This is a genomic window from Paenibacillus taichungensis (genome assembly GCF_003287275.1).
Taxonomy (GTDB): Bacteria; Bacillota; Bacilli; order Paenibacillales; family Paenibacillaceae; genus Paenibacillus; species Paenibacillus taichungensis_A.
This window is the reverse complement of the sequence record NZ_QEVW01000010.1, coordinates 1-25,746: the sequence shown is the minus strand read 5'-3', so window position 1 is coordinate 25,746 and position 25,746 is coordinate 1. Positions and strand designations below refer to the sequence as shown.

The 25,746-nt window shown below is 49.4% G+C and carries 18 protein-coding genes; 2 read left to right on the top strand and 16 right to left on the bottom strand.

The features are described from left to right. The 14 genes from DC345_RS17075 to DC345_RS17010 all read right to left on the bottom strand — a co-directional run bounded on the left by DC345_RS17075 (position 1) and on the right by DC345_RS17010 (position 19,890). Entirely contained in the window at positions 1–687 is a 687-nt protein-coding gene (locus DC345_RS17075; RefSeq protein WP_113054080.1) for a response regulator transcription factor, read from the bottom strand. Next, on the bottom strand, positions 687–1,925 hold the full coding sequence (locus DC345_RS17070) for a sensor histidine kinase (protein ID WP_113054079.1): 1,239 nt from the start codon (positions 1,923–1,925) through the stop codon (positions 687–689). The genes DC345_RS17075 and DC345_RS17070 overlap by 1 nt, the downstream gene beginning before the upstream one ends. 33 nt (positions 1,926–1,958) lie before the next feature. Next, positions 1,959–2,402, bottom strand: coding sequence for a DUF1453 family protein (locus tag DC345_RS17065; protein ID WP_181586622.1), 444 nt, complete (start codon positions 2,400–2,402; stop codon positions 1,959–1,961). Between the two features lie 251 nt (positions 2,403–2,653). Beyond that, positions 2,654–3,298 (bottom strand): Vat family streptogramin A O-acetyltransferase, encoded by a 645-nt coding sequence (locus DC345_RS17060; protein WP_113054077.1) that lies wholly within the window; start codon positions 3,296–3,298, stop codon positions 2,654–2,656. Positions 3,299–3,405: 107 nt separating this feature from the next. Then, entirely contained in the window at positions 3,406–5,361 is a 1,956-nt protein-coding gene (locus tag DC345_RS17055; protein WP_113054076.1) for a CotH kinase family protein, read from the bottom strand. Between the two features lie 228 nt (positions 5,362–5,589). Next, complete coding sequence (locus DC345_RS17050) at positions 5,590–9,915, bottom strand: alpha/beta hydrolase fold domain-containing protein (RefSeq protein WP_113054075.1); 4,326 nt, start codon at positions 9,913–9,915, stop codon at positions 5,590–5,592. A gap of 97 nt (positions 9,916–10,012) precedes the next feature. Next, positions 10,013–11,563: an extracellular solute-binding protein gene (locus DC345_RS17045; RefSeq protein WP_181586621.1), complete on the bottom strand. Its 1,551-nt coding sequence runs from the start codon at positions 11,561–11,563 to the stop codon at positions 10,013–10,015. Between the two features lie 135 nt (positions 11,564–11,698). After that, a complete protein-coding gene (locus DC345_RS17040; RefSeq protein ID WP_113054074.1) occupies positions 11,699–14,068 on the bottom strand; it encodes a DUF4962 domain-containing protein in 2,370 nt (789 codons plus the stop codon). Between the two features lie 34 nt (positions 14,069–14,102). Continuing rightward, positions 14,103–14,870, bottom strand: a complete 768-nt coding sequence (locus tag DC345_RS17035) for an SDR family NAD(P)-dependent oxidoreductase (RefSeq protein ID WP_113054073.1) — start codon at positions 14,868–14,870, stop codon at positions 14,103–14,105. Positions 14,871–14,900: 30 nt separating this feature from the next. Next, the gene (locus DC345_RS17030) at positions 14,901–16,739 is read right to left on the bottom strand and encodes a cache domain-containing sensor histidine kinase (protein ID WP_113054072.1); all 1,839 of its coding nucleotides are present in this window, start codon (positions 16,737–16,739) and stop codon (positions 14,901–14,903) included. Next, on the bottom strand, positions 16,736–17,773 hold the full coding sequence (locus DC345_RS17025; protein WP_076290285.1) for a response regulator transcription factor: 1,038 nt from the start codon (positions 17,771–17,773) through the stop codon (positions 16,736–16,738). Before DC345_RS17025 ends, DC345_RS17030 begins: the two co-directional genes overlap by 4 nt. Before the next feature lie 42 nt (positions 17,774–17,815). Then, complete coding sequence (locus DC345_RS17020) at positions 17,816–18,694, bottom strand: carbohydrate ABC transporter permease (protein ID WP_063567831.1); 879 nt, start codon at positions 18,692–18,694, stop codon at positions 17,816–17,818. A gap of 12 nt (positions 18,695–18,706) precedes the next feature. Beyond that, complete coding sequence (locus DC345_RS17015; protein ID WP_063567852.1) at positions 18,707–19,624, bottom strand: ABC transporter permease; 918 nt, start codon at positions 19,622–19,624, stop codon at positions 18,707–18,709. A gap of 56 nt (positions 19,625–19,680) precedes the next feature. Next, positions 19,681–19,890 carry a tautomerase family protein gene (locus tag DC345_RS17010; protein WP_113054070.1) on the bottom strand — a complete coding sequence of 70 codons (210 nt, stop codon included), beginning with the start codon at positions 19,888–19,890 and terminating at the stop codon, positions 19,681–19,683. 279 nt (positions 19,891–20,169) lie between these two features. Here DC345_RS17010 and DC345_RS17005 point away from each other — a divergent pair, with 279 nt between their 5' ends. Both DC345_RS17005 and DC345_RS17000 read left to right on the top strand, forming a co-directional pair. After that, a complete protein-coding gene (locus tag DC345_RS17005) occupies positions 20,170–20,748 on the top strand; it encodes a TetR/AcrR family transcriptional regulator (RefSeq protein ID WP_113054069.1) in 579 nt (192 codons plus the stop codon). An 80-nt stretch (positions 20,749–20,828) separates the two neighbouring features. Further along, positions 20,829–23,015, top strand: coding sequence for a YhgE/Pip domain-containing protein (locus tag DC345_RS17000; protein ID WP_113054068.1), 2,187 nt, complete (start codon positions 20,829–20,831; stop codon positions 23,013–23,015). A 151-nt stretch (positions 23,016–23,166) separates the two neighbouring features. On the opposite strand, the gene DC345_RS16995 is transcribed toward DC345_RS17000, so the two are convergent. Together DC345_RS16995 and DC345_RS16990 are read right to left on the bottom strand one after the other, a co-directional pair. Next, a complete protein-coding gene (locus DC345_RS16995; protein ID WP_113054067.1) occupies positions 23,167–23,508 on the bottom strand; it encodes a DUF4190 domain-containing protein in 342 nt (113 codons plus the stop codon). A gap of 431 nt (positions 23,509–23,939) precedes the next feature. Further along, on the bottom strand, positions 23,940–25,746 hold a 1,807-nt coding region (locus DC345_RS16990; protein WP_181586620.1), incomplete at its 5' end, for an S-layer homology domain-containing protein.

Below are 25,746 nucleotides of genomic sequence, written 5' to 3'. Positions count from 1 at the left end.
TTACTTGACGAATCCATTACGAATGGCAAAGACGACCGCCTGAGTGCGGTCTTCCACCTGAATCTTTTGCAAAATGCGATGTACATGAGTCTTGACCGTGCTCTCTCCGATAAAAAGCTTGCGAGCAATCTCCTCATTCCTTAACCCATATGCCATCTGTTGCAAAACCTCCAATTCCCGCCCGGTAAACGGTTCCGGCAAGGGTTCGTGTGCTACTGTCTCCTTCACCGAATCCGAATGACCAGGGGTTGAACGAATCGCAAGACTGATCACCTTGGCTGCCACCGCCGTGCGGTAAATCGCCTCCCCCCGGTATGCAGCACGAACCGCATCAACCAGTTCGTCCGGCGCCGCATCCTTGAGCAGATAACCGACTGCTCCGGCACGTATTCCTTTGTACACATAGTCCTCATGATCGAATGTGGTCAGGATGACCACTTTGCATTCAGGCAGCATCTTCATTAACTCCGCTGTCGCTTCCAGTCCGTCTCCTGCTTCCATCTGTACATCCATCAATACAACATGTGGACGAACCTCGGCTGCAAGATGGACTGCTTCATGTCCCCCGCCCGCTTCGCCTACCACTTCCATATCCTGCTGTGCATTAATAATAAAACGTAATCCATGCCGGACCAGATGCTGGTCATCCACGAGAAGTACACGTATTTCCTGTACGTCCTGTTCCATTACTGTTCATCACCTTCCATAATCTCCTTCACATCTTGAGGAATGGTAAGGGTTAACCTCATTCCATGTGGATCGACTGCATCTATGGATAAGGAACCGCCTGCTCTCTCGCATCTTGCTCTCATACTCGACAGCCCGAAACCGGGAGAGAACGGATTTTCATTTCGATATATTCCGTTATCTTCCACGATCATATGTAACTGGTGCTCTTTCTCCAAGATGTCCACCTTCACTTGCGAAGCCTGGGCATGACGAATGATATTCGTTAACGCTTCCTGAAGTACACGGTACAATAATTCGGATGTTTCTGGCGACCAATGACTCGTCTGCTCCTGGGGAGTGAGTTTGATTGTGAAGCCCGCCATCTCCCGTATCTCATTCACCAGACTCGTCAATGCAACCAACCCGAGACCTGCTTCATTGCTGCCCATCTGATGAGCAACGGTCCGAACCTCCTGGAGACATTGTCGGACTACTTCAAGCACCGTACCCATTGCTTTGTCCGCTTCCGCTGTGTCCATCTTCATCATATACGGCAATGCCTGGAGCTGAACAATAATGGAGGTCAATCGATTGCCAACACTGTCATGCAAGTCCATCGAAATTCGGCTTCGCTCTTCAAGTACGGCGTACTGCATCAGTCGCACGGTAGCCTGCTCCAACTCCTGATGTGTATCCTGAAGCTCCTCGTGGGCCTGTGTCAGTTCAGCGTGCACTTTCTGCAATTCCTCATAATGCCGTTTGCTGTCCTGTCTGCTTTCCCGCCTGATTCTCGCAGCCCAGCATAGAATATAGGTTACAGCGTGAGCCATTGAATACACCAGAATCTGATTGGGTTCGTATTCATCCATATAGAGCAGCGCCGCATTGCCGATGAGAATAATGATGCCGAGCAACGAAGAACGATGGACGGGCAGCTTCAATGCAGTATATCCGATGAGATAAAAGCTTAATTCAAATATACGATCCTCGGCCTGGAAGAACTGGGCATAGAGCAGTGTCACGATCCAAATCACCAATATCCCTAACGTCCGCATCCGCTCATTTCGAAGTGACTGTGGAACCCAAACCAACATCAGGTACGGCAGCCTAACGATGAGTCCTGCGCCCAACTCGACCCATGCCATTTCTTTGAAGGGCTCGATCAGACTGTAAAGCAGCAGCAACGTTAGAATAATATCTGCTGTATGATCAAGTACCACTTTCTGAATCTGCATCCATTTCGAATCGTTCTGCATAGCTATCCTTTCCAATTCTAAAGTTTGAAACGATTATACACCTCTGCCTTGAAAGCGCTGGACTTTGGCATACAGAAAATAACGCCGGGCAGCGATGCTTCCCAGAGGCAGAAACAACAGAGCACTACTCAGTGAAACCACCGCATGATGCACATCCCATTGGCTGGCGAGCTGTCTTAACACCATAACCGCGATCAGAAGCAAGCTGCTGGCCAGCGATCCCTTGGACATCATTTTGCCTGTCGTTGGATGGATTCGAAGCTGTTCCAGATGTACACGCCACGCTCCAATCCCGCAACCTATAATGAGAAAAACAATATATAACAGGATGTTGCCCACCGTTAATGGTGTATTTACTACACTCGAAAGCACCCAATACGCAAGGATCGCTGGCAATATCCATAAGCGGGATGTCTTCACTTCCTTCTCCCTTAGAGATAACAATAGAACAATGACCGCTACAATCACAATATTCATCATGTTTTTTTCCTCACCTTCTCCACATGTTCTCTGATCTACATTCAGTGTAGCCGAATTCAGCGCGAGTTAAGTCCACCTACAGATGGATTGGCTCTCTTAATTTATTCCACCCAGGGGATTAATGCGGATATGCAAGGTTCAATGAATTGTGATGTAGATGAGCATTTGTAGTCCAAAATGAAAAAGCCGGCTCCGTAAGGAACCAGCGATAGTCTCGTTTTTTTCGCAAATAAATCCAAGTAAACCAACTATTTGCTCTTCAATAGCTCACGCAATGCCTGCGGATCGTATGAAGAGACGAGTCGTTCCAAATGTGTGTCCAACCACACCTCATCCTGATCCCACCATTTCAGTTCCAGCAATAAAGCAATGATCTCGTCGTCGAAGCGCTTTTTGATTGGTTTGGCCGGGTTGCCACCCACAATGGTGTAAGGCTCGATGTCCCTGGTGACTGTCGCATTGGAAGCGACGATGGCACCGTCTCCAATCGTGACACCCGGCATGATGGTTACATTTTGCCCGATCCAGACGTCGTTCCCCAATACGGTGTCTCCCTTAAAAGGCAGTTGATCCAGCGTAGGCGTTACTCTCTCCCAACCACCACCAAAAATATTGAAGGGATAGGTTGTCATGCCCTCCATCCGATGATTGGCACCATTCATAATGAATGTCACCCCTTCGGCAATTGCACAAAACTTGCCGATCACCAGACGATCACCCAGGAAATCATAATGATGCTGAATGCGGTCATAAAATTGCTCGGGTGGACGACTGTTGTCACTATAATACGTATAATCACCAATCAGCACATTGGAGCGCGGCGGCAAATTTTGAATGTAACAAACGGTACGAATATGATCATTAGGGAAAAGCTTTGTTTTATCGGGAGCCATAGACGTTCCCTCCTTTTCCCTCATTGTACCAAAAAGGGATTCGATCTGATCATCGAATCCCTTTTCTCGTTCTCCATAGAACAACGCTACTCTACCGGAGAATTTTTTTATTTGGATGTAAGTGTTACTTGTGCAGCCGTTTGATCCCAATCCACGGTCAGTCCCAGTCCTTCAGAGATGAAGCGTACCGGCACAAGTGTGCGACTGTTTTTGATAATGGCTGGTGCATCAATTTCGAGCGTTTCACCATTCACCGTTGCCGTGCTGCTTCCGATCTGGAGTACGAGCGTCTGGTCATTCAGAACGGCTGTTACGGTTTTCGCTGCTTTGTCCCACGTCACTTCTGCACCCAAAGCTTCAAGGATAGCATTCACGGGTACCATAACCCGGCCACTTTGCTCTAGCGGGTCCTGATCCGGGAACGTAATCGCTTTTCCATCAAGGGATACAGTAATTGCTTTGTCTGTTGTTCCTGTTCCGTTATCCGCGCCTGTATCTTCTGAAGTCTCCGGCAGAGGTGTTACTTCACGTCCAAGCTGCTCTTGCAGATTGGCAAGTCGGTTCAGGGCAAACGTTGTCAGCGATCCCGCTGCCATCGAGCCCATACCTCCGCCTCCGCCAAAGTTACCGCCAGGACGTGTCTGAGTATTGCCTGTGCTGTCTGTTGTTCCTGTTCCCGTTGTGCCATCCGGTGGTGTCATACCATCGGGAGGTGTCATACCTTCAAAACCTTCTGGCGGTGTCATGCCTTCGAATCCTTCTGGTGGTGTACCACCCATGCCACCCATACCGCCTGTTGCATCAGCGTTGGCAGAGTATGCAATGTTGGATTCAAACTGCTCGGTTGTGTAGAACTTCGTTGGATCGGCTTCTACATATGGACGAATGATATCAGCCAGACCTGTGATGCGGTCCTGAATGCCTTCCAGATAATCCGTCAACTCATTGACGTAGCTCAAGTATTTTTCTTTATACTCAGGCACGGCCAGCAGGTTGTTGATCATCGGTACATTGTCCATGCTAATGCCCAGTACTGGCTCGTCCACGGATACGTTTGTCGCGTTGGTGTTGGTTGATCCGGTTGTCGTTGTTCCACGTCCGCCACCACCCGAGTATCCATTGAAGGACATGTTAAAGTCCCAAGGTACTACTGTGAATTTGCCATCCGCGTCGCTGTAAAGCATGTAGTTATGCCCTTTGTCGCCGTTATAGCTGTCATAGTTGCCAAAGACCATGTTGCCCGCGATATATTGCAGTGCCGAATCCACATCCAGCACACTCTCGATATCGCCTTTTTCACCTTCAGGCATGTCGTTCAGCGTTTTGATAAAATTTTTGAGTTTGGTTTTGTTCTCGTCCGTACCCAAATCTTCTGTGATCGTGCTGTAGTCACTGCCTTCTGAATATTGCAGGTAACTCTTCTCATCCGTATCGTAGAGGACACCGTCCTCATAATCTTCACCGTAATTGCGTTCCAGGTAGCTGTCATCAACTGCTTCGACCCCGGTATAGAAACCAACCAGTTCGCCGTTTACATACAGATTAACGTAGTTTGTCATCGGTACATCCATGCCAATGCTGCGCAGCGCTTCATAATGAAGAACTTCACGCATATACGACGGATCGGCATAGTTGTTGTTCAGGACCATTTTATCCAAACCGAGCAGGGTTTGTGTTTTGTCGTATTTATCAAACTTCAGTCTGAAGCTGTAACGGTCCGAATCTTGCATCGAGGCTACGGCTTTCAAAGTCAGATTACCCTTGGTGGAGAAACCAACGTTATCCAGCTTGTTGCCGTCCACTTCCACACTTACCTTCTTATAATCCTTATCCAGCGGGCTTTCGAGCATGCTCTTCCAGTCTGCATCATCAATCGTAACATTCACATCAATGACGTTGTCCGTTTGGAACAACGATTCATAGGCTTGCGTGACGCCTGTGCTGGTGCTTGTATCCTCTGCGGCAAACGCAGCGTTTGGACTTCCTATCAGGGCAAAAGAAGATGATGATACCATCGTCACGGACAAGGCCGTTACTGCAACTTTACGTAGTAAACTATTCAAATGATGAATCCTCCTTCTTGGTTTCTGTTAAGCAACTTAGGCTTATGAAACCATGGTAGAGGACAAACCTTTAATGAATCTTAAATCAATGATTCACAACAAAAAGTAGCCCATCAGGCTACATAAGTTAAACTATAAATGTTACACCTTATCACTCCGATTGCAGTATGGTGTACAATTGAGCCTCAACTTATATAGACGCCTGCCAGGCTACTTGTTCTGATCCTTTTATAACTCGGTAACGGTAACACCTGCTGCTTTGTAGTAGTCCTCATTCACATTGTTTAGAATGTTGGCCTTCAGCAGAATGCCGACTCCGGCAAAGAGTCCGATTCCGTTTGTGTTACCTTCGATTCGGTTATTTTCAATCAACACATTCTCGGGGTTTCCTTCGCCAATATTGCCGGCTCCGGCATCGCCTTTGTCGCGTTCAAGCCGCACGCCCCAGTATCCGCTGGCGGTATTGTTACAGATCACATTGCCGCGTATTACTGTGCCCGGTCCGTTCAGTACTTTAATTCCTGCCGCATCGGCAATCGTGGTTGTATTCTCGATGAGATTATTCTCGATTAATGTATCCGGGGTGCCCATGGTTACCGAAATGCCGATTTGGCTGTTCGTGATCGTGTTGTCATGAATGTAGTTTCCTTTGCCCGACTTGCTGTGGTTGCTGGGTGCTGAACCCCCTGTATTGCCAAGTCCGATCCCTGCGCCTGTCAGCACATCCGTAATGACATTGCCGGAGATTTCATTCAAATACTCCAGTTCACCATGAAGATCAATAGCATCCAGCTTTGTTCCGCTAAATGTATTGCCACGCAGCACGTTGTTATGGGCGACAAACTGAATCAACGCTCCATGTCTGAGATAAGGGCCCTCAAACGTACTATCCTCCACCACATTCCATAGCGTATCATTGTCAAAGCCGAGCCGATCGGTCTTGGCCGTTCCCTGAATGGAAATTCCATAACCTGAACCTCCAGGGCCCAGATCTGTTGCATTACGGAATGTTGCATGTTTCACAACGACATCTCGGCTGTGTTCGATACGGATAGCCATCCGTTTGAATTTTTCCACAATTACGCCATCGATTGTAATGTCATACGATGGAGCCTCACCATAGTTAGCGATGTGGATCATGCTATCCGGCCCCCCTGCGGAGGGGTTATTGGATTTGTGATCGGTCGTGTAAGTGCCGGACCAGGATGAAGTTATGGTCATATTGGATACAAGAATGCTTTGCTGAGCTGATGCTTTCAGAACAGCGCTGCCCGTCACTTGATCCAGTGATGTCTTGAGCACAGTTCCTTCACCGCTCTCCCCTCTCAGGTTCACCCCGGATTTGAGCATCAGGTTGGTGGTTCCATCCGGCCCGGACAACAAATTGTACACTCCATTAGGCAAAAACACTTCATCACCAACGTTAGCCTCATCAATGGCGGCCTGTATTGCAGGTCGATCATCACTCGTATTATCAGCCAGATCTGCTCCATAATCCCGTACATCAATCGTACGTCCAGTTACAGCATGAGGAGAATGGATAGTATGCGGTGTTCCATCTGTCTCCGTCAGACCTGGATCGATAAAAGGTACCGTTCCCTCCGGTGGTTGCGGCTCAATGTATGGAATCAGGGCAACGGGCGTTCCTCCCCCTGCATAAGGGGCATACAGATGCACATCGGTCAGACTTGTATAAATACTGGAATCAGAATTGCCATGCCCGGTGATCCGTACATAACGTGCAGAAGTGTCCGGGATATCAAATGCCTGCATTTCTGTTGTATCCCCACTGCTTTCGCCGTCATATACCTGGGTCCAATGATTACCGTCAACAGACGTTTCTATCTCAAAAAAGGTCTTCCTGACATCCCCTTTGTAAAAACCAATCCCAACATAGCCCACTTGCTGAGCCTGACCCAGATCAAACGTGATCCATTGCCCCTCTCCGGCAACAGACCAGCGTGTATAACTGTTATTGTCGATGGTATTGGTCGCCAGGTTACCGTCACTGCCGCTTGCCGAGACGGAAGCAACAGACAAGGACGAAACCGGAACGGCAAGGGTGGTCATATCGGTTGATAATGCAGTGCTGACGTTACCTGCCTCATCAATCGCCCTCACTTGAAACGTGTACGATGTTCCAGCTGCAAGTCCGCTGTCACGAAATGACTGTTTACCTTGTTCTGCCAGCATAACTCCATCCCGATACATTCGGTAGGCAGATACAGCCGTATCATCGCTGGCAGCGGGCCATCTCAGTTCCGCAAAATCCGTTCCCCAGTTGCGAATTTTCAGTTCGGCTCCCTGCTCCCATTCTGGCGACTGCGTGTCACTACCTTCTTCAATTAAAGCAATGACCGATAACTGTGGACGCGGATTGCTTGTTCCGTTGGCTTCCTTGGTGTATACGTTCACGGAAACACCAGTTGATCCCGCATCCGCGAGCAAAAATGCAACCTGCCCCGCATCTGGACGACTCTTCACAACATCGGTTACATCCACTTCATAGACTGCTGGGCTTCCATTACGATCTGCCGTAACCTGGAATGTGCCAACGAGCGAAGCTTCGCTGAGACTTTGAACCGGAGCATTCGACCAGGTTAACGATGATTCGCTCCAGTCCGTTGCATTCAAACCATATAGAGACAACTCTGTATCGATATTCGATGTGCCTTTCTTGGCGGCAATCCGAAGTCGATACCGATCTCCTTCAGGCTCATTTCCGGTCATATCAAATTTGAAATACACATATTTCTTGGTCGATGAAGTGGAAGAGATGCTTAGTAATCCGGTGCTGGAGCCCGTTGCCTGATTGAAATTCAGATCAGGCTTTCCGCTGTCAATCGCCGCATCGTCGCTTGGCAGTTTACTGGCGATGACCTTCTCAATCAAAGGTTTTTCTTCTCCCTCTTCTTCATTTCCAGGCGAAGGGTGTTCGGGATTACTTTTGAAAATAATGGGCTCCGTAACGATCCGGTTCTTCACATGTTCATCAAGGAAGGCCCACGCCTCCGCATTAGCAATCTCGGAAGCCGTCCCTGTAAATCCATGGCCCTGACCTGGTACGACTTTCATATCCACAATCGGGACACCCGCAGATTGAAGCTGTCCCGCGAAAGTAACACTGTCGGTATAGGGAATGGTGGCATCAGCATCACCGTGCCGAATCCAGAACGGTGGATCATCCGGTGAAGCATACGTGCCAGGCATGGCAAGTCTGGCCTGCTCCGGAACATCGAACGCACGATGCCCACCAAGCAGAGCCGTAACCGAGCTATAGTTATTGGCAAATGCCGTCGTAAAATCAGCGGGTCCGTACCAGTCGGCGACGGCCTGCACTTTATCGGAATACTCAGGCCATCCGCCAGAACCTTCAAGATCAGGTACATCTACCGTCACCCCTGTATCGAGCTCTACAGTGTCACCAGCGACCATGTCCCCTGTTGTGCCGAGTAATGCAGCCAGATGGCCGCCCGCAGATGATCCCCAGACGCCGATACGACTCGGGTCCAGATTGTACTGCGCCGCATGAGCTCGCAAGTATCGGATAGCGAGCTTTACATCCTGAATCTGGGCAGGGAAGGGCGCCTCAGGTGTCAGCCGGTAGTCCAGAGATACACCGATATAACCACGTTTGAGTACATAATTGCATATGGAGTTTAATGCCTGCTTTCGATCCCCGTGATTCCATCCACCTCCATGGATATAGACCATGACCGGCATCGGTTCAGCTGCCGCTGTCTCGGGAACAGCAATGGATGAATAGATTGCTCGCCCACCAGCCGTGCCAATCTCCACATCTTCGTATAAAGTCACTCCTTGTGGTGGCGTAAACTCAGTATTCTCCTCTCCAGGCGGCACTGGGGATGGGGCAGGCGTTATACCGGGAATAGCCTGACCGTAAATGGCAACATTGTCGATATACATGTTGGCCTGCATGGCATCTCCTGTTCGAAAACGAATTTTCACCGTGCTGTTATTGTTCGCTTCCGAGCCCAGCGTCCAGCTTTTTAGCGTATTTCCTTGCTTGTTCTTCACGTCAGGAGTACCCGGAGGAAGTTCAAATGTCTCCAGCGTAGCCCAGGAAATGCCTCCGTCCTTCGACCATTCGATAATAATGCTACCGCTGATATAGGATGAGGCGCGCGTGTAGTAGCTCAGCCGGATATTTCCGTATCCAGTCAGATCAAGCGGCAGAGCGAGTGCATCGGTTCCGTCAATCTTGATCATGTTGGGCAGCGAAGGTGCGGTTGTGGAAGATGACGTTTTGGCCTTGCTTCCACCTTCTCCTTCCTGCAGCCAGGGAGCTCTCAATGCAATTCCGCCAGTAGAGCCAAAATTGTCCGGATCATCAAAGTTTTCCGCGTAAATCTCCAGCTCTGGGCCCTCCGGATCTGGGATATTTTCTTCCTGTGTAATATTGAAAATAGAGCTAGGAATAGCGTCTTCCATCGCCCGAACTTCATGCACGGGAACGGTAATACCGCTAATGAGTATGACAGACATGGCAACAAGTACAACCCGCCTCTTCCACGTTATGAACACGTCACTCACTTGTATCCCCTCCATATTCAGCTGACTTGTCACTCCGATAACAGAACAACCTTCCGATCGCTGTTATCGTGTAAAATGTATAGTTCAACTTAAATCGTTAGCGACGCGGTGCCGACACTCCCTCACCCTTATTGAATTTCTCGGTGGCTTCTTTGATTGCCTGATCGCCACCTTTGGATTTCCATTCCTCTACCACTTTCGGCCAATCAGAAATCGGCTCCTTACCATAAACCATCTTGATCATGTGTGTGAGCAATACCTGAGGAGGTGTATCCGAATTGGGAGCAATATCAGGATTCTGTACAAAGGCTTCCAAACGCGGATCAAAGTTGATGCCATCCCGACCTTCTTTGGCTAAAATGGTATCGTAAATATTCATCAGCTTTCTGCCTTCTTCTGTCAGCGACAACGAGCCTTTATTGTACGTCGTGTCCTGTACGAACCATAAGAACGACTGACGATAACGCTCTTCGTCCACACCAGCAGAGTCTGTTGGCGCTGTGTATGAAATCACGCCATTATCCTCTGTGTAGGTCTCTCCTTCTGTGCCGTATGTGAAAAACTTCTCGGCTTCGTCTGACACCATCCAGTTGAAGAAACGGATAATGGAAGCCGGATCAGCCGCATCCTTATTAATAAAGTAGGCACGTGTCACCGGACCGTACAAATAATAACCGCCCTTTCCGTCGGGGCCGACTGGGGAAGGGATAATCTCGATTTTGGCATCGGGAACCGACGCTTTAATCTGCTTCTCCCATTGGATCAGTTCGTTAGCGTTCATGGACCACATGCCCGCCTTGCCAGAGAGAATCGTATTTTTGAATACGGTGGAATTGATGGTCGCGAACTCTTTGTTGATCAGCCCTTCCTCGTACATCGTCTTATAGACCGTTAGGGCTTGCTGCATATTCTCGTTATCCATGAACTTCGGTACAACCTGGTCACCCTGCTGCTCCATCATGGACAGGAATTGCTGTACGTCATAGGCACCGAAAAAGGTATCCGCATATTTGAAATCCTCACGCCCCATATACGGATTCTCCACGCCGAGTTTCTTAAAGGCGCGCAAAACGTCCATGGTCTCCTCAACCGTAGTAGGCACCGGCAGTCCCGTTTGATCCAGCAGATCCTTGCGAATCCAGGTTGCCCGGCGGGATGGATTGGATAAATATTCGGGAATGGCATAGATATGTCCGTCATGAGTTACCTGGTCCCAGGCTTCCTTCGGCACGGCTTTCAGCAAATCTTGCCCGTACTGCTGCAGCAGTTCATCCAGCGGCTGAAATACTCCTGCTTCGACCGATCCGGCCATCTCTTTGCCGTTGACGCCGCCGTCACCCTGCACCACATCAGGAATATCATTGGTGGCAAACATCTGGACCATTTTCTGTTCATATTCCTTATGGGGCACCAGGATAATTTTCAGATCGGTATTGGTCAGATCCTCCAGTTTCTTCACCCATTGATCCTTGTTAATGTCCGGTGACTTCTCCACATAGGTATACGCCAGCGTACGTAGTGAAATGGAGAATTTTGTTTTGCCGTCTCCCCCGCCCTCACCGGATGCCGCTCCGCTGCCTTTGTTGCATCCTGTCATGACAGCTGCTGCCAGCAATAACGCCATGCCTGAGACCATCCACTTTTTCATGCTACCCCTCTTTTCATCCTGATTTAGGTACCACTCATTGGTGAAGCGCTTTCAAATAGATGTTAAAACATCCCCACCGCCTGCCACAATGGGGATGTTTTAGATGAGATTGCGTTTTCTTTAGGTCAGCACTCCCTAGTACGTCTTGGATACCTCGATCTTCTTCGTAACACCGTTGTCGGTAAAATAGAGATGGATGCCGTGATCCTGGTCATCGATGAAATAGGGGACATACTTCGGCTCCTCGATCTTATACGGCACAAGCAGTGTTACAATTCTATGGCTTGAAGCAGGGCGCGTTTCTGCGCTCAGATGATAATGTCTTTCCAGTCCTTCGTACTCTGCCGGGTCCACCTCTGCGAATTGATCCGTCTGGCTGAGCGCCAGCTCACCGGAGGAAGCATATACAAACGTGCCCTCAAGCCCAGCCTTATTACCGTCCAGACGGAAGCTCTGCCCTTTCAGCTGTAGCGGGTGCAGTGCATGAAACAGCCATTGAACGCTGTCCGGCTTCTCCAGGTCAATGTGGTCCACAATGACGAAATAGGATGATTGCAGAAAATGAATCTCCCGTACAACACGCTTCACATGGGGTACGGTGCTGGCATAGGCATCGGTCGCTACCGCGCGCACATAACCATCGCCATCCCGCCAATAGGCCTCCTCGATCTGCCCGGTGGCGGCCATGTTCAGCACCTTGTTGTTCTCCGCATACTGACCTGCTCCACCGATCAGCAGGTTGTTTTTGGAGCGTGTCTGCCTGCGCCATTCCCGGTGAAAAGAGCTGCCGTGCGCGATATAATAGCCTGTATCCGCTGCAAGTGGCTCACCAAATGCATGCAAAGTGAAGCTGTTCTGATCCGCATGACTGTGGCTGATCGAGCCGTAACGGCTCGACTTGAGAAGCAGCATGATATGCTCATCCGGATTATCCATCCGATGATGCATCGCTACCCACCCCACATCACGGAACCACTTAAGTGGCTCAATGTCCACAGGCGACTCTTCCTCCACCTGCGGATAATCGTGGCGGTATACCAAGTCGTCAAAGTTAAAGTCCCACCAACCGTAGTTATAAAAAGCTCCCTCTGTCCCCGGATCGGATTGGCGTACACGCTCAAAGTACCACTGGTACCAGCGGTTTCCTGTAACACCTGCCAGTTGGCGGACAAGATAGCCTGTTTTCAAGTTTACGGGGTCACCCAGCGTAGACTGATCTCCAAAGCTGGCGCGCCGAGCATCGGGCGGGTACACGTAGAGTGGAAAATCCCCAGTACGCTGGAAGAACGGCCGACAGAAGAAATCGATGCCCGCATAGTTTCGCAACAAATTCATCGCTTCGGTCACGTAGGCCATACCTGTTGTCCAGTACATTGGACCTTCGGCCCAACCTCCATCACTTCCTCCCCAAGGGGAGTACAGACAGGCATAATAATCGATCGCATAATCCAGCCACTCTGCAGCCTGCTGCTCCTCATGCAACATGGCCATGCAGCAGGGCACAAGCACGGAAGACAATGAACGCACAGCATGGCTGTCATAAGGCACATGATGGATTTTCGAGCGGACCATCACATGCTGGGCCACCTGTTCTGTCCGCCGCAGCAAACTGCGCCTCACCACATCTTGCTCTTCACTGTTCAACTCATCATGCAGCCAATCATAGCCCCAAGCGAGCGCGGCTGCGACCCGAAAGGCCGCTTCATCGTTGTAATCACGGGAGGTCGTTCCTTCCGTATCCCAAGCCGCTACATGCAACAGCCAGGTTTTCGCTGCACCAAGCAACCGTTCGTCACGAAGCACCCGCCCCGCGATGCTGAGATGACGAATCGCATATAACGTTTCCTGACAGTCAATGTACATTTGCCTCCACAGCGCAGCGACACGTTTGTTATCCGGGTAAGGCAGCGGTTCACTGATCGGCTCTCTGTTGGCCCATGGCTCCACGGATTTTGCCATAAACATATCCCAGCCGCAATATGTAGCATCTGACGCAATGGCATCCGCAAGTGCCCTTAGCCCGCTATCTCCGAGCCATAGCCGAGGGTGAGACGTTTCCGTGGCAACATACCGCTGTGCCCGAGAAGGTATCGGTGTCTCGGGCAATCCCGCTGGTACCGTAAACCGCCTCACCTCACTCCATGTCGACATTTCCTGCTGCTTACCCAGCACGACATCCACTTCGGCTTCGCTACCTTGCTGCACTGGATGATCTACAAGCAGTGCATATCGCCAATAATAATCTCCAGGTTCAAACACTTTATCCGGCGTGAAAAAGTTATACGGGAGCGGCGCAAAGGTCATCGTCCCTTCTTCCTGAAAAGAAGGCCCCACCGACACCTGCAGCATATAGGCGTTCTCATCCTCCTGCTGCGCCGCCATCCAGGTAAATCTTGGCGGATTCTCTGCCAGAACGGTATGTTCATCAGGTGCATAGTCCACATGGAATGGCCCGCTGATTGGTTGGTACAACGGTCTTTCTGCAAGCTTCCGCTTCACTTCCATCGTATCGTCCCCTCCTTATCGCAATGGTGTAGCATCAACGCATGTACATTCCGCCATTGATTTCAATCGTTTCTCCGGTTATAAAAGAACCCAGCTCGGAACACAGGTACAGCGCCGCTCCTGCGACATCATCGGGAGTCCCTTCTCGTCCAAGCGGAATGCTGCTTACCGCAGAAGATCGGCCTTCCGCCGAGGTGAACGTTGCATGGAATGCCGTTTGCCCGATGAAGCCCGGTGAAAGGGCATTGACCGTAATCCCGCCAGGCGCCAGTTCTTTGGCAAGTCCTTTGGTTAACGCAATGACAGATGCCTTGGAGGCTGCGTAAATAGCTGCACCCGGACCGCCCCCGTTATGAGCCGCTACCGAGGTCAGATTGATAATTCGGCCGCCTCCAGCCGCTTTCATACCAGGAATGACCGCTTTGGAGACAAAAACAGCGCTCTTCAGATTGACATCCATAATCCGGCTGTAAAGCTCCTCGCTCATCGTTTCAATCGGACTCCGTTCAACCAGATGCCCTGCATTATTAATCAACAGATCAATCGGACCGCCAAAGCGGAGCGTAATATCCCCAACCATCGATTCTATGGCATTCGTATCGGTCACATCTGCCTGAAATGCCGCTGCTTCACCGCCAGCATCCCGGATGGCGGCCACGACCTCCTCCGCCCGATCCATATTATGCAAGCCATTCACAGCTACCTTTGCTCCGCAACGTGCCAATGCCCCAGCAATGGCAGCACCAATTCCTCCGCTGGAGCCGGTAACCAGCGCAATTTTGTTCTGCAAGTTAATATTCATGTTCGATCTTCCTCCCTGTTATAGGTTCAATTAAATCCGTTTGCTATGCTGATCTGCGGGAAGCGCCATCGTAATGGTCGTTCCCAAGCCTTGCTCACTCTCAATCATCAAGCCATACATTTCTCCAAATACCAGCTGTATCCGGCGATGAACATTCATGAGTCCGATGCCTCCGCGATGGTAGACATCATCGGAATCTTCGCCTGCCAGACGATTCAATTCCAGACGGTCACGCAGCTTCTTCAGGCGTTCCTCGCTCATGCCCATGCCGTTATCCTGGACGATGACAAGAAAGCGATCTTCCAGGCGCCGAGCATCGATACGGATAAAGTGACCGGGCTCCATGCCTCGCGGAAATGCGTGTTGTAGCACATTTTCCACCAGTGGCTGAAGAGTGAGTCGAACCATTTTTTCCAACAACAGATCCGGTGCAATGATGACCTCCACTTCAAGCTCCCGATCCATGCGATGTTTCATGATGGAAAGGTAGGCCAGCACGTGCTTCAGTTCATTGGCAACCGTAATTTCCTCCAGATTGGTCTGAATGGAATAACGGAGCATATGAGCCATGGATTCCACCATCTGTGCGATTTCTTCGGAGTCCTGTACGACGGCATAACATTTGATCGTTTCCAGGGTGTTGTAGAGAAAATGCGGATTGATCTGCAACTGAAGCGCCTGAAATTCCGCACGGTGCCGTTCCAGCGCCTCCTGCTGAAGCTCGATTTCCGACTTCTGGCGGCGCAGCTCCGACTCGTATACACTCTCAATCATGTCCGACAGGCGGCTGACCATCAGATTATAGCTGCGAATCAGCACACCAATTTCATCGCGCCTTTCCTTCATCTCCACCTTGTTCCAGATTCCCTTCTCCGTCTGTCTCATTCCGATCATCAGCACACGAATGGGTTCCACTTGAGATGCTCCAATCCGGTAGGCCACGACAAGTGCAGCGAGCAAGGTCCCTGCACCAACCCATAAGGTGGCCGAACGAATCGTTGCAATCGGTCTTTGCAGCTCCGACAGCGGCACGGAAGCGACAAAGCGCCATCCCGAATATGCCGAAAGTTCCGATATGAGCAGCCGCTTGGTGCCATCCGTGTTCTGTTCCAGTAACCCTGCCTCCATGTGCATAAGCCTGTTCACAGTGTTGGACGGCATAGCCGTCTGCGCCTCTTCGTCCCCGGGTGTGTAGATTACCGTTCCGTTCTGATCCATCACATACTGATACCCACCTTGACCGAGATCGAGTTCTCCCCATATTTTGTCAAGTTCCAGCACATTCACTTCCATCGCCAGTACTCCATTGGGCGTATAGGAGGACACCCCTCTGATCCGTCGCGCGATCGTAATCACATTGGCACTCTGTCCACCGCGAATACTGCGGGTCAGCAACGTCGATTCGCCATTTGCAGGGGTTGCAGCCAGCAACTCCTTATATTGCTGTACCGCGTCGATATCCGGTATGCCGGCTGAATTCTGGTTGTCATCAATCACAACACGCCCGTTATCCCCGATAACATACAGGAACTTGATCTGTGGGTATAACATAAAAACAGGCGGGAACACATTCGTCTTAATCTGACGGCTGTACTCGTAATAGGCATAACTGTCCTCCGAATTCATATCGAGAAAGTGCTTCACACTTCCGTTCGAGAGGATGGAGTAGGTCGCACGATCATAATTTTGCAAATACAGATCGGTCTGGTATGCCGTATTGCGCATCGTTTGGGCGATATTGTCCGCAAGCTGGTCGTTCATTTCAGTCGAGGCATAGGTATAGGTGAACAGGCCGATGGCGGACAGGGACAACGTAATCACGACGGCAAAATGAAAGAACAGGCGGATGGACAGGCTGCGCTTCATCATTCAATGCCCAACTTGCTGCGGTATTCGGACGGTGTCAGTCCGGTAATTTTCTTGAATGTCTTCGTGAAATGGGGATGATCTGCATACCCCACTTCGTAGGAAATATCCGTAATCCGGTTGCCCGGCTGTTCCAGCATGCGTTTGGCCAGTTCCATTTTGCTGCGTATCCGGTATTGGATAAAGGTCTGGCCTGTTGTCTGCTTAAATAGTTGGCTGAAGTAGGACGGGTTAAGGCCCAGCTTGGCGGCAATCTCATCCAGCGAAACTTCGCGGCGCAAATGCTTCTCCAGATAGGCTTTTGCTTCTTCCACCGGGTGCTTGCGCTTGCCACTACGCTTTTCCTTGATCGTCTTCATTAACGTGTGGATCTCGTTGCCCAAAGCCTCGAAGCACTCTTTTGAGGAAGCGCTTTCATTTATCTCGCAGGATGTACTCATCGTTCCGTTGCCACGTGCGTTCATGCGGGCCACAATCAATTCCAGCAATTCCTGAAAAAGCTCCGCTGTCTGCTCAGGCATCAAGGAATATGCCGGATACCGACCAGACCATGCTGCGAGCAGCTCCGTCACATCGGACTGTCTCAGCTCCCATATGGCCTCTTCCAGACGCATCGCCCAATCATTCAGCTCCCTCACGGGTACAAGGGACACCGTAGGTTTATCCTCTTCGGTGGCCAGCAATTTGAGCAGCAGTTCATGCAGCTCCTGCCTTCCCACAGGCTTCAGCAGATATCGCTTTACCCCATAATCCATACAGGCTCTTGCATATTCAAAGTCCGAATAACCGGAAACCACAATAATGCGCATCGTACTGCCTTGCTCGGATAAACGTCGACACAGCTCAATACCATCCATCGTCGGCATGCGGATATCCGTAAACAGGATGTGCGGCCGAAAGGCCTCTACCACCTGAAGGGCCTCTTCCCCATGCGCTGCCTGACGTATCTCACAGTCAAACAGTCCCGCTTGCTTGATCATCTTCGCCAGACCCATCCGAATCATCGGCTCATCGTCCGTAATCAAGATTCTGAACATCGCCATTCCCCCGTTTCCGTCAGATCTGTATGCTTCTTGTACTTAAGATTTGACGGAGCCGACCATGATTCCTTTTACAAAATGCTTTTGCAGGAAAGGGTAAATGATAATGATTGGCAAGGTGGCGATGATGATGGTTGCCATTTTGATGCCTTCCGGCGATGTATGCGCAAGGGTGCTGTAGACGGCAGAACCTGGATCGACGGAAATATCGTCACTCTCAAACAACTTCTTGAGTGTTACCTGGATCGGCCACCAGGCCGGATCATTCAGATAATAAAGCGCGGTAGAATAGGCATTCCAGTGGCCTACCGCATAGAAAATGCCGAGTGATGCCATAGCCGGTTTGGACAATGGAATGACGATACGCCAGATGATGCCAAATTCCCCACAGCCATCGATACGGGCAGCGTCGATCAGTTCACCCGGCAGCTGTGCGAAGAACGAGCGCATAACGAAAAAGTTAAAGGCATTAATCGCTCCTGGCACAATCAGCACCAGCGGATTGTTGACCAGATGCAGTTCCTTCATCAGGATAAAGTTTGGAATGAGCGGCGCCGAGAATACAACGGTCACCAGGACAAACATGACGACCAGGGAGCGCCCCTTGTACTCTGGACGGGAAACGGGATACGCCAACGATGCCGTTGCAGCAAGATTGACCAGCGTCCCGAACAGCGTCACCCCAACCGATACCGCAAATGCCCGCCAGAACGAAGCATCGCCGAATACATATTCATAATTGATCCAGGTAAAAGCGACAGGCCAGAAGCTGACCTTTCCGCCCATAATCGCTTCCGAGCTGCTGAGAGATTGAGCCAGCACATTAATGAAAGGCAGAATCATCGTCAACGAGAGCAGCGTAAGAAAAACGAGATTTCCAATGCGGAATATACGGTAACGGACACTGGGGGTACGCATCTATCTCGCCTCCTAATACAGGCTTTCGCCGGTTGTTTTTTTGCTGAAGAAATTACCGAGTAGAACAAGCATCAAACCCACGACCGACTTGAACAATCCGATAGCCGTTGTATAGCTGTACTGCTGTGAGAGCAGGCCGGCTTTGTAAATATACGTATCGAGAATTTCACCCGATTCCAGATTGAGCGGATTCAGGAATACGAACACACGCTCAAAGCCCAGATCAAGGAACTTCCCGATGTGCAGCAGCAGCAGGATCATAATCGTCGGCAGTAAGGATGGCAGGGTAATCGACCATATTTGCTTCAAACGTCCGGCTCCATCTACCTCTGCCGCCTCATACAGATCGGGATTAATGCCCGCAATGGCAGCCAGGAAAATAATCGTTCCGTAACCGGAGTCGCGCCAGATCCCCGAACCGATCAGAATGGAACGAATGTACGAGTCTTCTCCAAGAAAGTAGATCGGCTGCATGCCCAGAAATCCAAGTGCCTTGTTCACCACCCCGGCATCCATCGAGAAAATCCCCATGAATATACCACTAATGACAACCCAGGACAGAAAGTGAGGCATGTATACAATCGTTTGCAGCAAACGCTTAAACACAATCATCCGTACTTCATTCAGCAGAATGGCCAGTAAGATCGGTACCGGGAATGCAATCACCAGATCATATAGTCCGAGCAGAAGTGTATTATTGAGAATTCGCAAAAAGTCATAATGGCTGAACATCTTCTGGAAATGCTCCAGGCCTACCCAATCACTTCCGGTGATGCCTTTGAAAATGTTGTAGTTCTGAAAAGCAATGATCGAACCGAACAGAGGCACATATTTGAAAAGGAAAAAATACAGAATGCCCGGTACGGAGAGCAGATATAGTATCCGGTATCGCCAAAGATAACGTCCCGCATCTCCGAGCCGAGTGCCCAGACCAGACGAGTGAAGTCTCGCTGTCCCCCGGCTTGGCGGCGCAAAGTCCGCCGGCTTCACGTCTTCTTCCCTCCTTGCTTCTGTGATTGCATGGCTTTCAAATTATCAGGAACGTTCTCGTCCCATGGGATTTCATTGAATTCAACGGAAATATAATCCGGTTCACGGTCGATAATACGCGAGAGCTCGCGTGTGAACACCTCCACTATCTCCTGCTTTTGCTCATCCGTCCTGCCTTCATACAGCCTGATCGTAATTTCTGGCATCCGAGTTAAGCTCCCTTCACCATATAATGTAAACGCTTCAACAACTTCATCTTAGCGCTCCTGAGATAGAGCAACAATGGACTGTCTTTTCGTTCACTTGTGTTTTCTTTAGGTGGGGATGATGGTGGGAAGCTAATATTCCAGATGGGCTTATGACAAACATCACTTCTTCTCTCCGCATTCAATGATACATTTGTTTACGACCAATTGACCAAATAAGTAATCCGGTCAAATCTGAGTTACTTTTATCATTGCATACGACTAGGAGGTGTATATGCCATGAAAACCATCGATCGAAGACAGCAAGTCATGGACTCTGCTGAGAAATCGTTCGCGTTGTTTGGATACAAAGCCACCACAATGGAACAAGTTGCGAGACTGGCCAACGTGGGGAAAGGTACGATCTATACTTTTTTCGAGAACAAGGAAGAATTGTTCGGAGAGATCCTCCACTCGATCATTACTGATATGAAGCGGATTACGGAACAAACTGTTCAAGACGACAAACCGTTTCTTGAGAACGTACACGAGAGCATGGACGCTTTGCTGGAGTATAGAGAGGAACATGAGCTGTTAATCAAGCTATTTCAGGAAGTAAATGAGTTTGGCACACCTCAGGCGAAGGAAGGTTTGCAGAAAGTAGAGACAGCGATTCTCGAATATTTGGAACGCCAAGTTCAGCGCGCCATGGAACTAGAGCAGATTCGTGAAGACGATCCAAAGCTGGTCTCTTTTGTCCTGCTGAAGCTGTATGTCACTTTAACTTCCGATTGGAACAAAGCGCATCCTTCGCTTCATAAGGATCAGATCAAGGATTTCGTGGGCCTCTTTCTCAAAAGTGGATTATCCCCTACATAAAGAAAGATGCGCGGCTGAATCCTTTATGGATTAGAGATAGATATAGCAACAGAGTAGCGTAATGATAGGGAGAGAACATGATGAAATCATTCACTGTATTTGGGCAGGATTTGAAATCCGCCTTCAAGAAACCGAAAGTATTTATTCCGATTCTCGTGGTACTGTTCATTCCGGTACTGTATAGCGGCCTGTTCCTCAATGCGTTCTGGGACCCTTACGGCAAAATGAATGAACTGCCTGTTGCCGTGGTCAACACGGATCAGGGGGCAACCTACAACGACAAATCGCTGGAAGTCGGCCAGAACCTGGTCGATGAATTGAAAAAAAGTGACGACTTCAACTGGAAATTTGTGACACGAGAAGAAGCCGAAAAAGGCATGGAAGACAACACGTATTATATGACGATTGTTATTCCAGAGGATTTTTCCGCCAAAGCAACCACTCTGATGGATGACCATCCCCAGCCGGCTGAGCTGATCTATGAACCCAATGAAGGATACAACTTCCTTGCGGGTCAGATTGGCGGGACAGCGGTCAAACAGATCAAATCCAAAGTCTCGGCCAAAGTGACGGAATCGTATACCGAAACGTTACTCGATCAGGTGGAGAAGATCTCTAGCGGTCTGGCGGATGCTGGAGATGGCGCAGGTCAAATCAACGAGGGTGCGGTTAAGCTGGATGAAGGTGCCTCCAAGCTGAAAGAAAACCTGTCCGAGCTGGCCGATGGAACCGATCAACTCGAAACAGGCATTGCCCCGTTAAAAGAAGGCACGAACACCTTGGCTCAGGGTATTGATGAGCTTCATACGGGAGCCAACTCCCTTTCCAATGGTTTGTCCCAATTGGCGGCGGCAGGTACGAAGCTTGGTGACGGAGCAGCACAGGCTGAAGCTGGCGGCAAAACGTTACAGGCTGGGATTCAATCTGCTCAGGAAGGAGCAGCCCAATTGGATGCTGGACTGGCAGCAACCGAGGAAGGCAGCGCCAAGCTGAACGCTGGATTGCAAACTTCAGTCGGAGGCAGCGGCAAAGTAAGTGAAGGTGCCAAGGCCGTCGCGCAAGGACTTGCGCAACTGGCTGAGGCAAGTCCGGAGCTCGCAGCCAATCCGGCTGTACAGCAGCTGCTGGCAGCAAGCCAGGCTGTTGCCGCTGGTAGCGAACAGGTATATCAAGGTGGACAGCAATTGCTCGAAGGCAGCCAGAACCTGCAAGCTGCGCAGCAGCAGCTGCACCAAGGCAGCAGCCAGTTAGTGCAGGGTGAGCAGCAGCTTTTGGAAGGAGCAACGCAATTGTCCGCCGGGCAGGTACAGCTTGCGACTGGCCTCCAGCAGTTCAACGCCAAGCTGTCTGAGGCTGCCGCTGGCGGAGCCAAACTTTCAGAGGGTTCGAGTCAATTAAACGCAGGTGCAGGGAAACTGGTTGACGGGTTGAGCCAACTTTCAGACGGAATCACCACCATTGCCGATGGTTCCCGCAAGCTGGATAACGGCGCAGGAGATTTAAAAGAAGGTACCGCCAAGTTGACCGACGGCTCTGGTGAACTTGCAACCAAACTGAATGATGCCGCCGATCAAACGGGCAGTGTGAAAAAGACGGATGAACTCGTAACAATGTTCGCAGAGCCCGTTCAGGTGGATGAACATAAACATAATGAAGTGCCCAACTATGGTACAGGATTCTCGCCATACTTCCTGTCTTTGGGGCTATTTGTGGGGGCATTGATTGCAACGCTGGTTGTACCAACACGCAGCAGCTCGGTTACCGATGCGAGTGGCTGGAATCGTTTTGTGAGCAGAACGCTGGCGTTCACAATCATGAGTGCCGTGCAGTCCCTGCTCGCTTCCTGGCTTGTCTTGTCCGGCTTGGGCCTGGAAGTTCAAAGCGTGCCTTTGTTCCTTTTATTCAGTTTCGTTACCAGCCTGACCTTCATGTACATCATTCAGGCTCTGGTTACTTGGTTAGAGAATCCCGGCCGCTTCCTGGCGATCCTCATGTTAATCTTCCAATTGACCACCAGTGCAGGTACGTTCCCGTTGGAGCTCATTCCGAATTGGCTGAAAGGTTTCAATCCATGGCTGCCAATGACCTATTCGGTAACCGGGTATAAAGCTGTTATTTCGAGTGGACAGTTCGGTGTGGCGTGGGATCAGATCGGAATTCTGTGCATCTTTGCGGTGATTGGTCTGGTAGCTACCTTTGCCTATTTCATGATGCATCGCACGAATGAGGTAGAAGAAGTTAATAGTGAGGCAGTGCTTCACGTGTAGAATTCAAAAAAATAAAAAGCAAGGCGTGTTACAAGCATATCCTCGTCCGGAACACAGCGAGTGTTTGCTTATAAACGGCCTTGCTTTTTTTGAGCGAAGAGCAAAAGTAGCTCGCCCTTCTTCAGTTTTCATCATCCTAATATGTAGAAAACTAATATGTAGAAGAAATCTCCCCATTAGTGTAAACGGCGAATACTACCAGCAGGAATAACAGGATAATCGCATAAATGGCTGTGCCGATGATGCCACAGACGAGACCGGCTATCGCAAGTCCTTTTCCCTGTTCCATGCGAAGCCTGATTTCCTTAAGAGAAATAGAGGCAAATACGATAGCAACAATCCCAATCAGAAATCCCAAATATGGAATCATGATTGACAAAATTCCCAAGACAAGAGCTGCAATAGACTTGCTATTGGTTTTGGGTACTACATAAGGTGGTGGTGGAAGTGGATCGATATAATAACGATCCACATCATTCTGACGTTGATCCAAAGGTAAATCCTCCCTGTTTGTTAAGTAGTCTCATTATACTTGATTAGCTGGAAAATTATGCTCCATTATTTGTAAATATTCCGATTTTATTAAATATATTCACTTATTTGTCCAGAAACGCGGAGCACCTAAGAACATAGGAATTATAATATTTTATTTGAAGATAAAGAGATTTATTGTGTATAAATTCACATTTTTACAATTGTCGATTTTTTTAATGAAAGGCTGTAGTACATCGGATAAATAGAGCTTTGAAATTGGAGAGCCTCATGAGGAAAATATTTAGTAATTAGAAATAATTTAAGAGAAACTCTGAAACTGACGTTTTAAACTGGTGGCTACAATGGGTTGACCCGCGTACTGAGCGTTTCGCGAAAAAAGAAAGACCTGGAATCACAATGGATTCCAGGTCTCTTTTTTTTGCGTGGATATTAAATCAGATCCGATTTTTGAAGCAGTCGTTGGATAACTGCAGCAACCTCGGCTCTAGTGATATATTCTTTCGGTGCAAGCTTAGTTTCGCTTCTTCCCATGATAATACCTGCTTGAATGTTAGTCGCAATACTGCTCTGCGCCCAATCAGATGAAGTGTACGCGTCTGCAAACGGACGTAGTAATAATTCATCCGATTGCACAACAAGCTTGTCTTTTAGACCTGTAATTTTCATGGCCTTAGTAACAATAACCATCGCCTGTTCCCGCGTGATCTTTTCGTTCGGAAGGAACGTACCGTCCCCCATACCGTCAATCAATCCGTATGCTGAGGCCGTACTGATCGAGCTATTGTACCAATCCGTTCGCTTGACATCCGAGAAAGGAGCAGCTTCATTTATAGGTTTCAACCCCAATCCCCGAACCATAATTGCAACAAACTCGGCACGGGTAATGTCGCGATTTGGATTATAATTTCCATTTCCAACACCTTCTACAACCTTGCGGGACCCCATGTCGTTCACCGCATCTTTCGCCCAATGTTTCTCAACATCGCTAAATTCGAGAGGATGCCATACGACTGAATACGTGCTGTTGGTCAAGCTGTTGATGACAGCGTAATACTTGCCATCAATAACCGAAATTTTGGTCGGAACATGACGAGAAGTGCCATCAGGATCGACGACAACACCAGTCGTAATCTTGTTCCGATCTACGCCATCGGGAATTGCAATAGCACGTTCAATATATACACTGAAGGTTGATATTTCTACAGTCTTGTCACCATAGATGCCCTTGACCATAAAGTCCATCGCTGGTATCACAGGCGTAAAACGTCCTTCTTTTGCCGCTTGCTCAACGATCCTTGCCATATCGGCCGTCGTTGTGCCAAATTGAAGCTCTACCTTGATGTCCTGTAGTGAAACGTTCGGTCCGAATTGCTTCGATAACTCATTCATGTTGATCTGAACTGATGGAATGGTGTATATTGCGCGTTCGGTATTTACAACAAGAGTAGCTTGTAGATCCTCCATTTCCTGAATGGACTGACCGTTAAGCTGAGCTACAACCAGATCAGAATTGGTTTTCACCGGAACCGTTACAACCGCACCAAATCCCTCAGTTACAAGCTTCTCCTTAAGCTTTTTTTGATCAACTATGATCATTGTCGCCGATTGACCATTTATTTCAGTCTCTTTTGCTATGCCTGCCATTTCGACTTTTCCATTAACCAAAACAATCACGCCTGTTTCGCTGACAATGTTGCTCTCCGTATTCGCTTCCGTTGAATTCGTCGAATCTGTCGGATTCGTTGGATTTGTTGGATTTGTTGGATTTGTTGGATTTGTCGGGTTCGTTGGATTTGTTGAATCATTCACCGTCACCATTGTCGTCTTTGTATCAGATATCCCGGAAACCCACGTCGTACCATTCCAAGTTTGCTTCTGGAATATCGCCGTTACCGTATAACTTCCAGCAGCCGAAGGTCTGTAAACAGCCGTGTAGCTACCGTTATTGTTTTTTATGAACGTTCCTGACTTACCAGTCTCTGTCGAGATCCAGCTTACCGGCACGTAACGCTTGTCACCAACAAAAGCACCGTCTTCTGATTGACGATCGCCCTCTGCCTTCAGTGTGACTGTTCCGCCTATTGTTACACTGTTTGGACTTGCGCTAACACTGTTGCTGTCGGCGTTCGCTTCCGTTGGATCTGTTGGATTTGTTGGATCTGTCGGGTTCGTCGGATCCGTTGGGTCCGTTGGATTTGTTGGATCTGTCGGGTTCGTCGGGTTCGTCACTGTCACC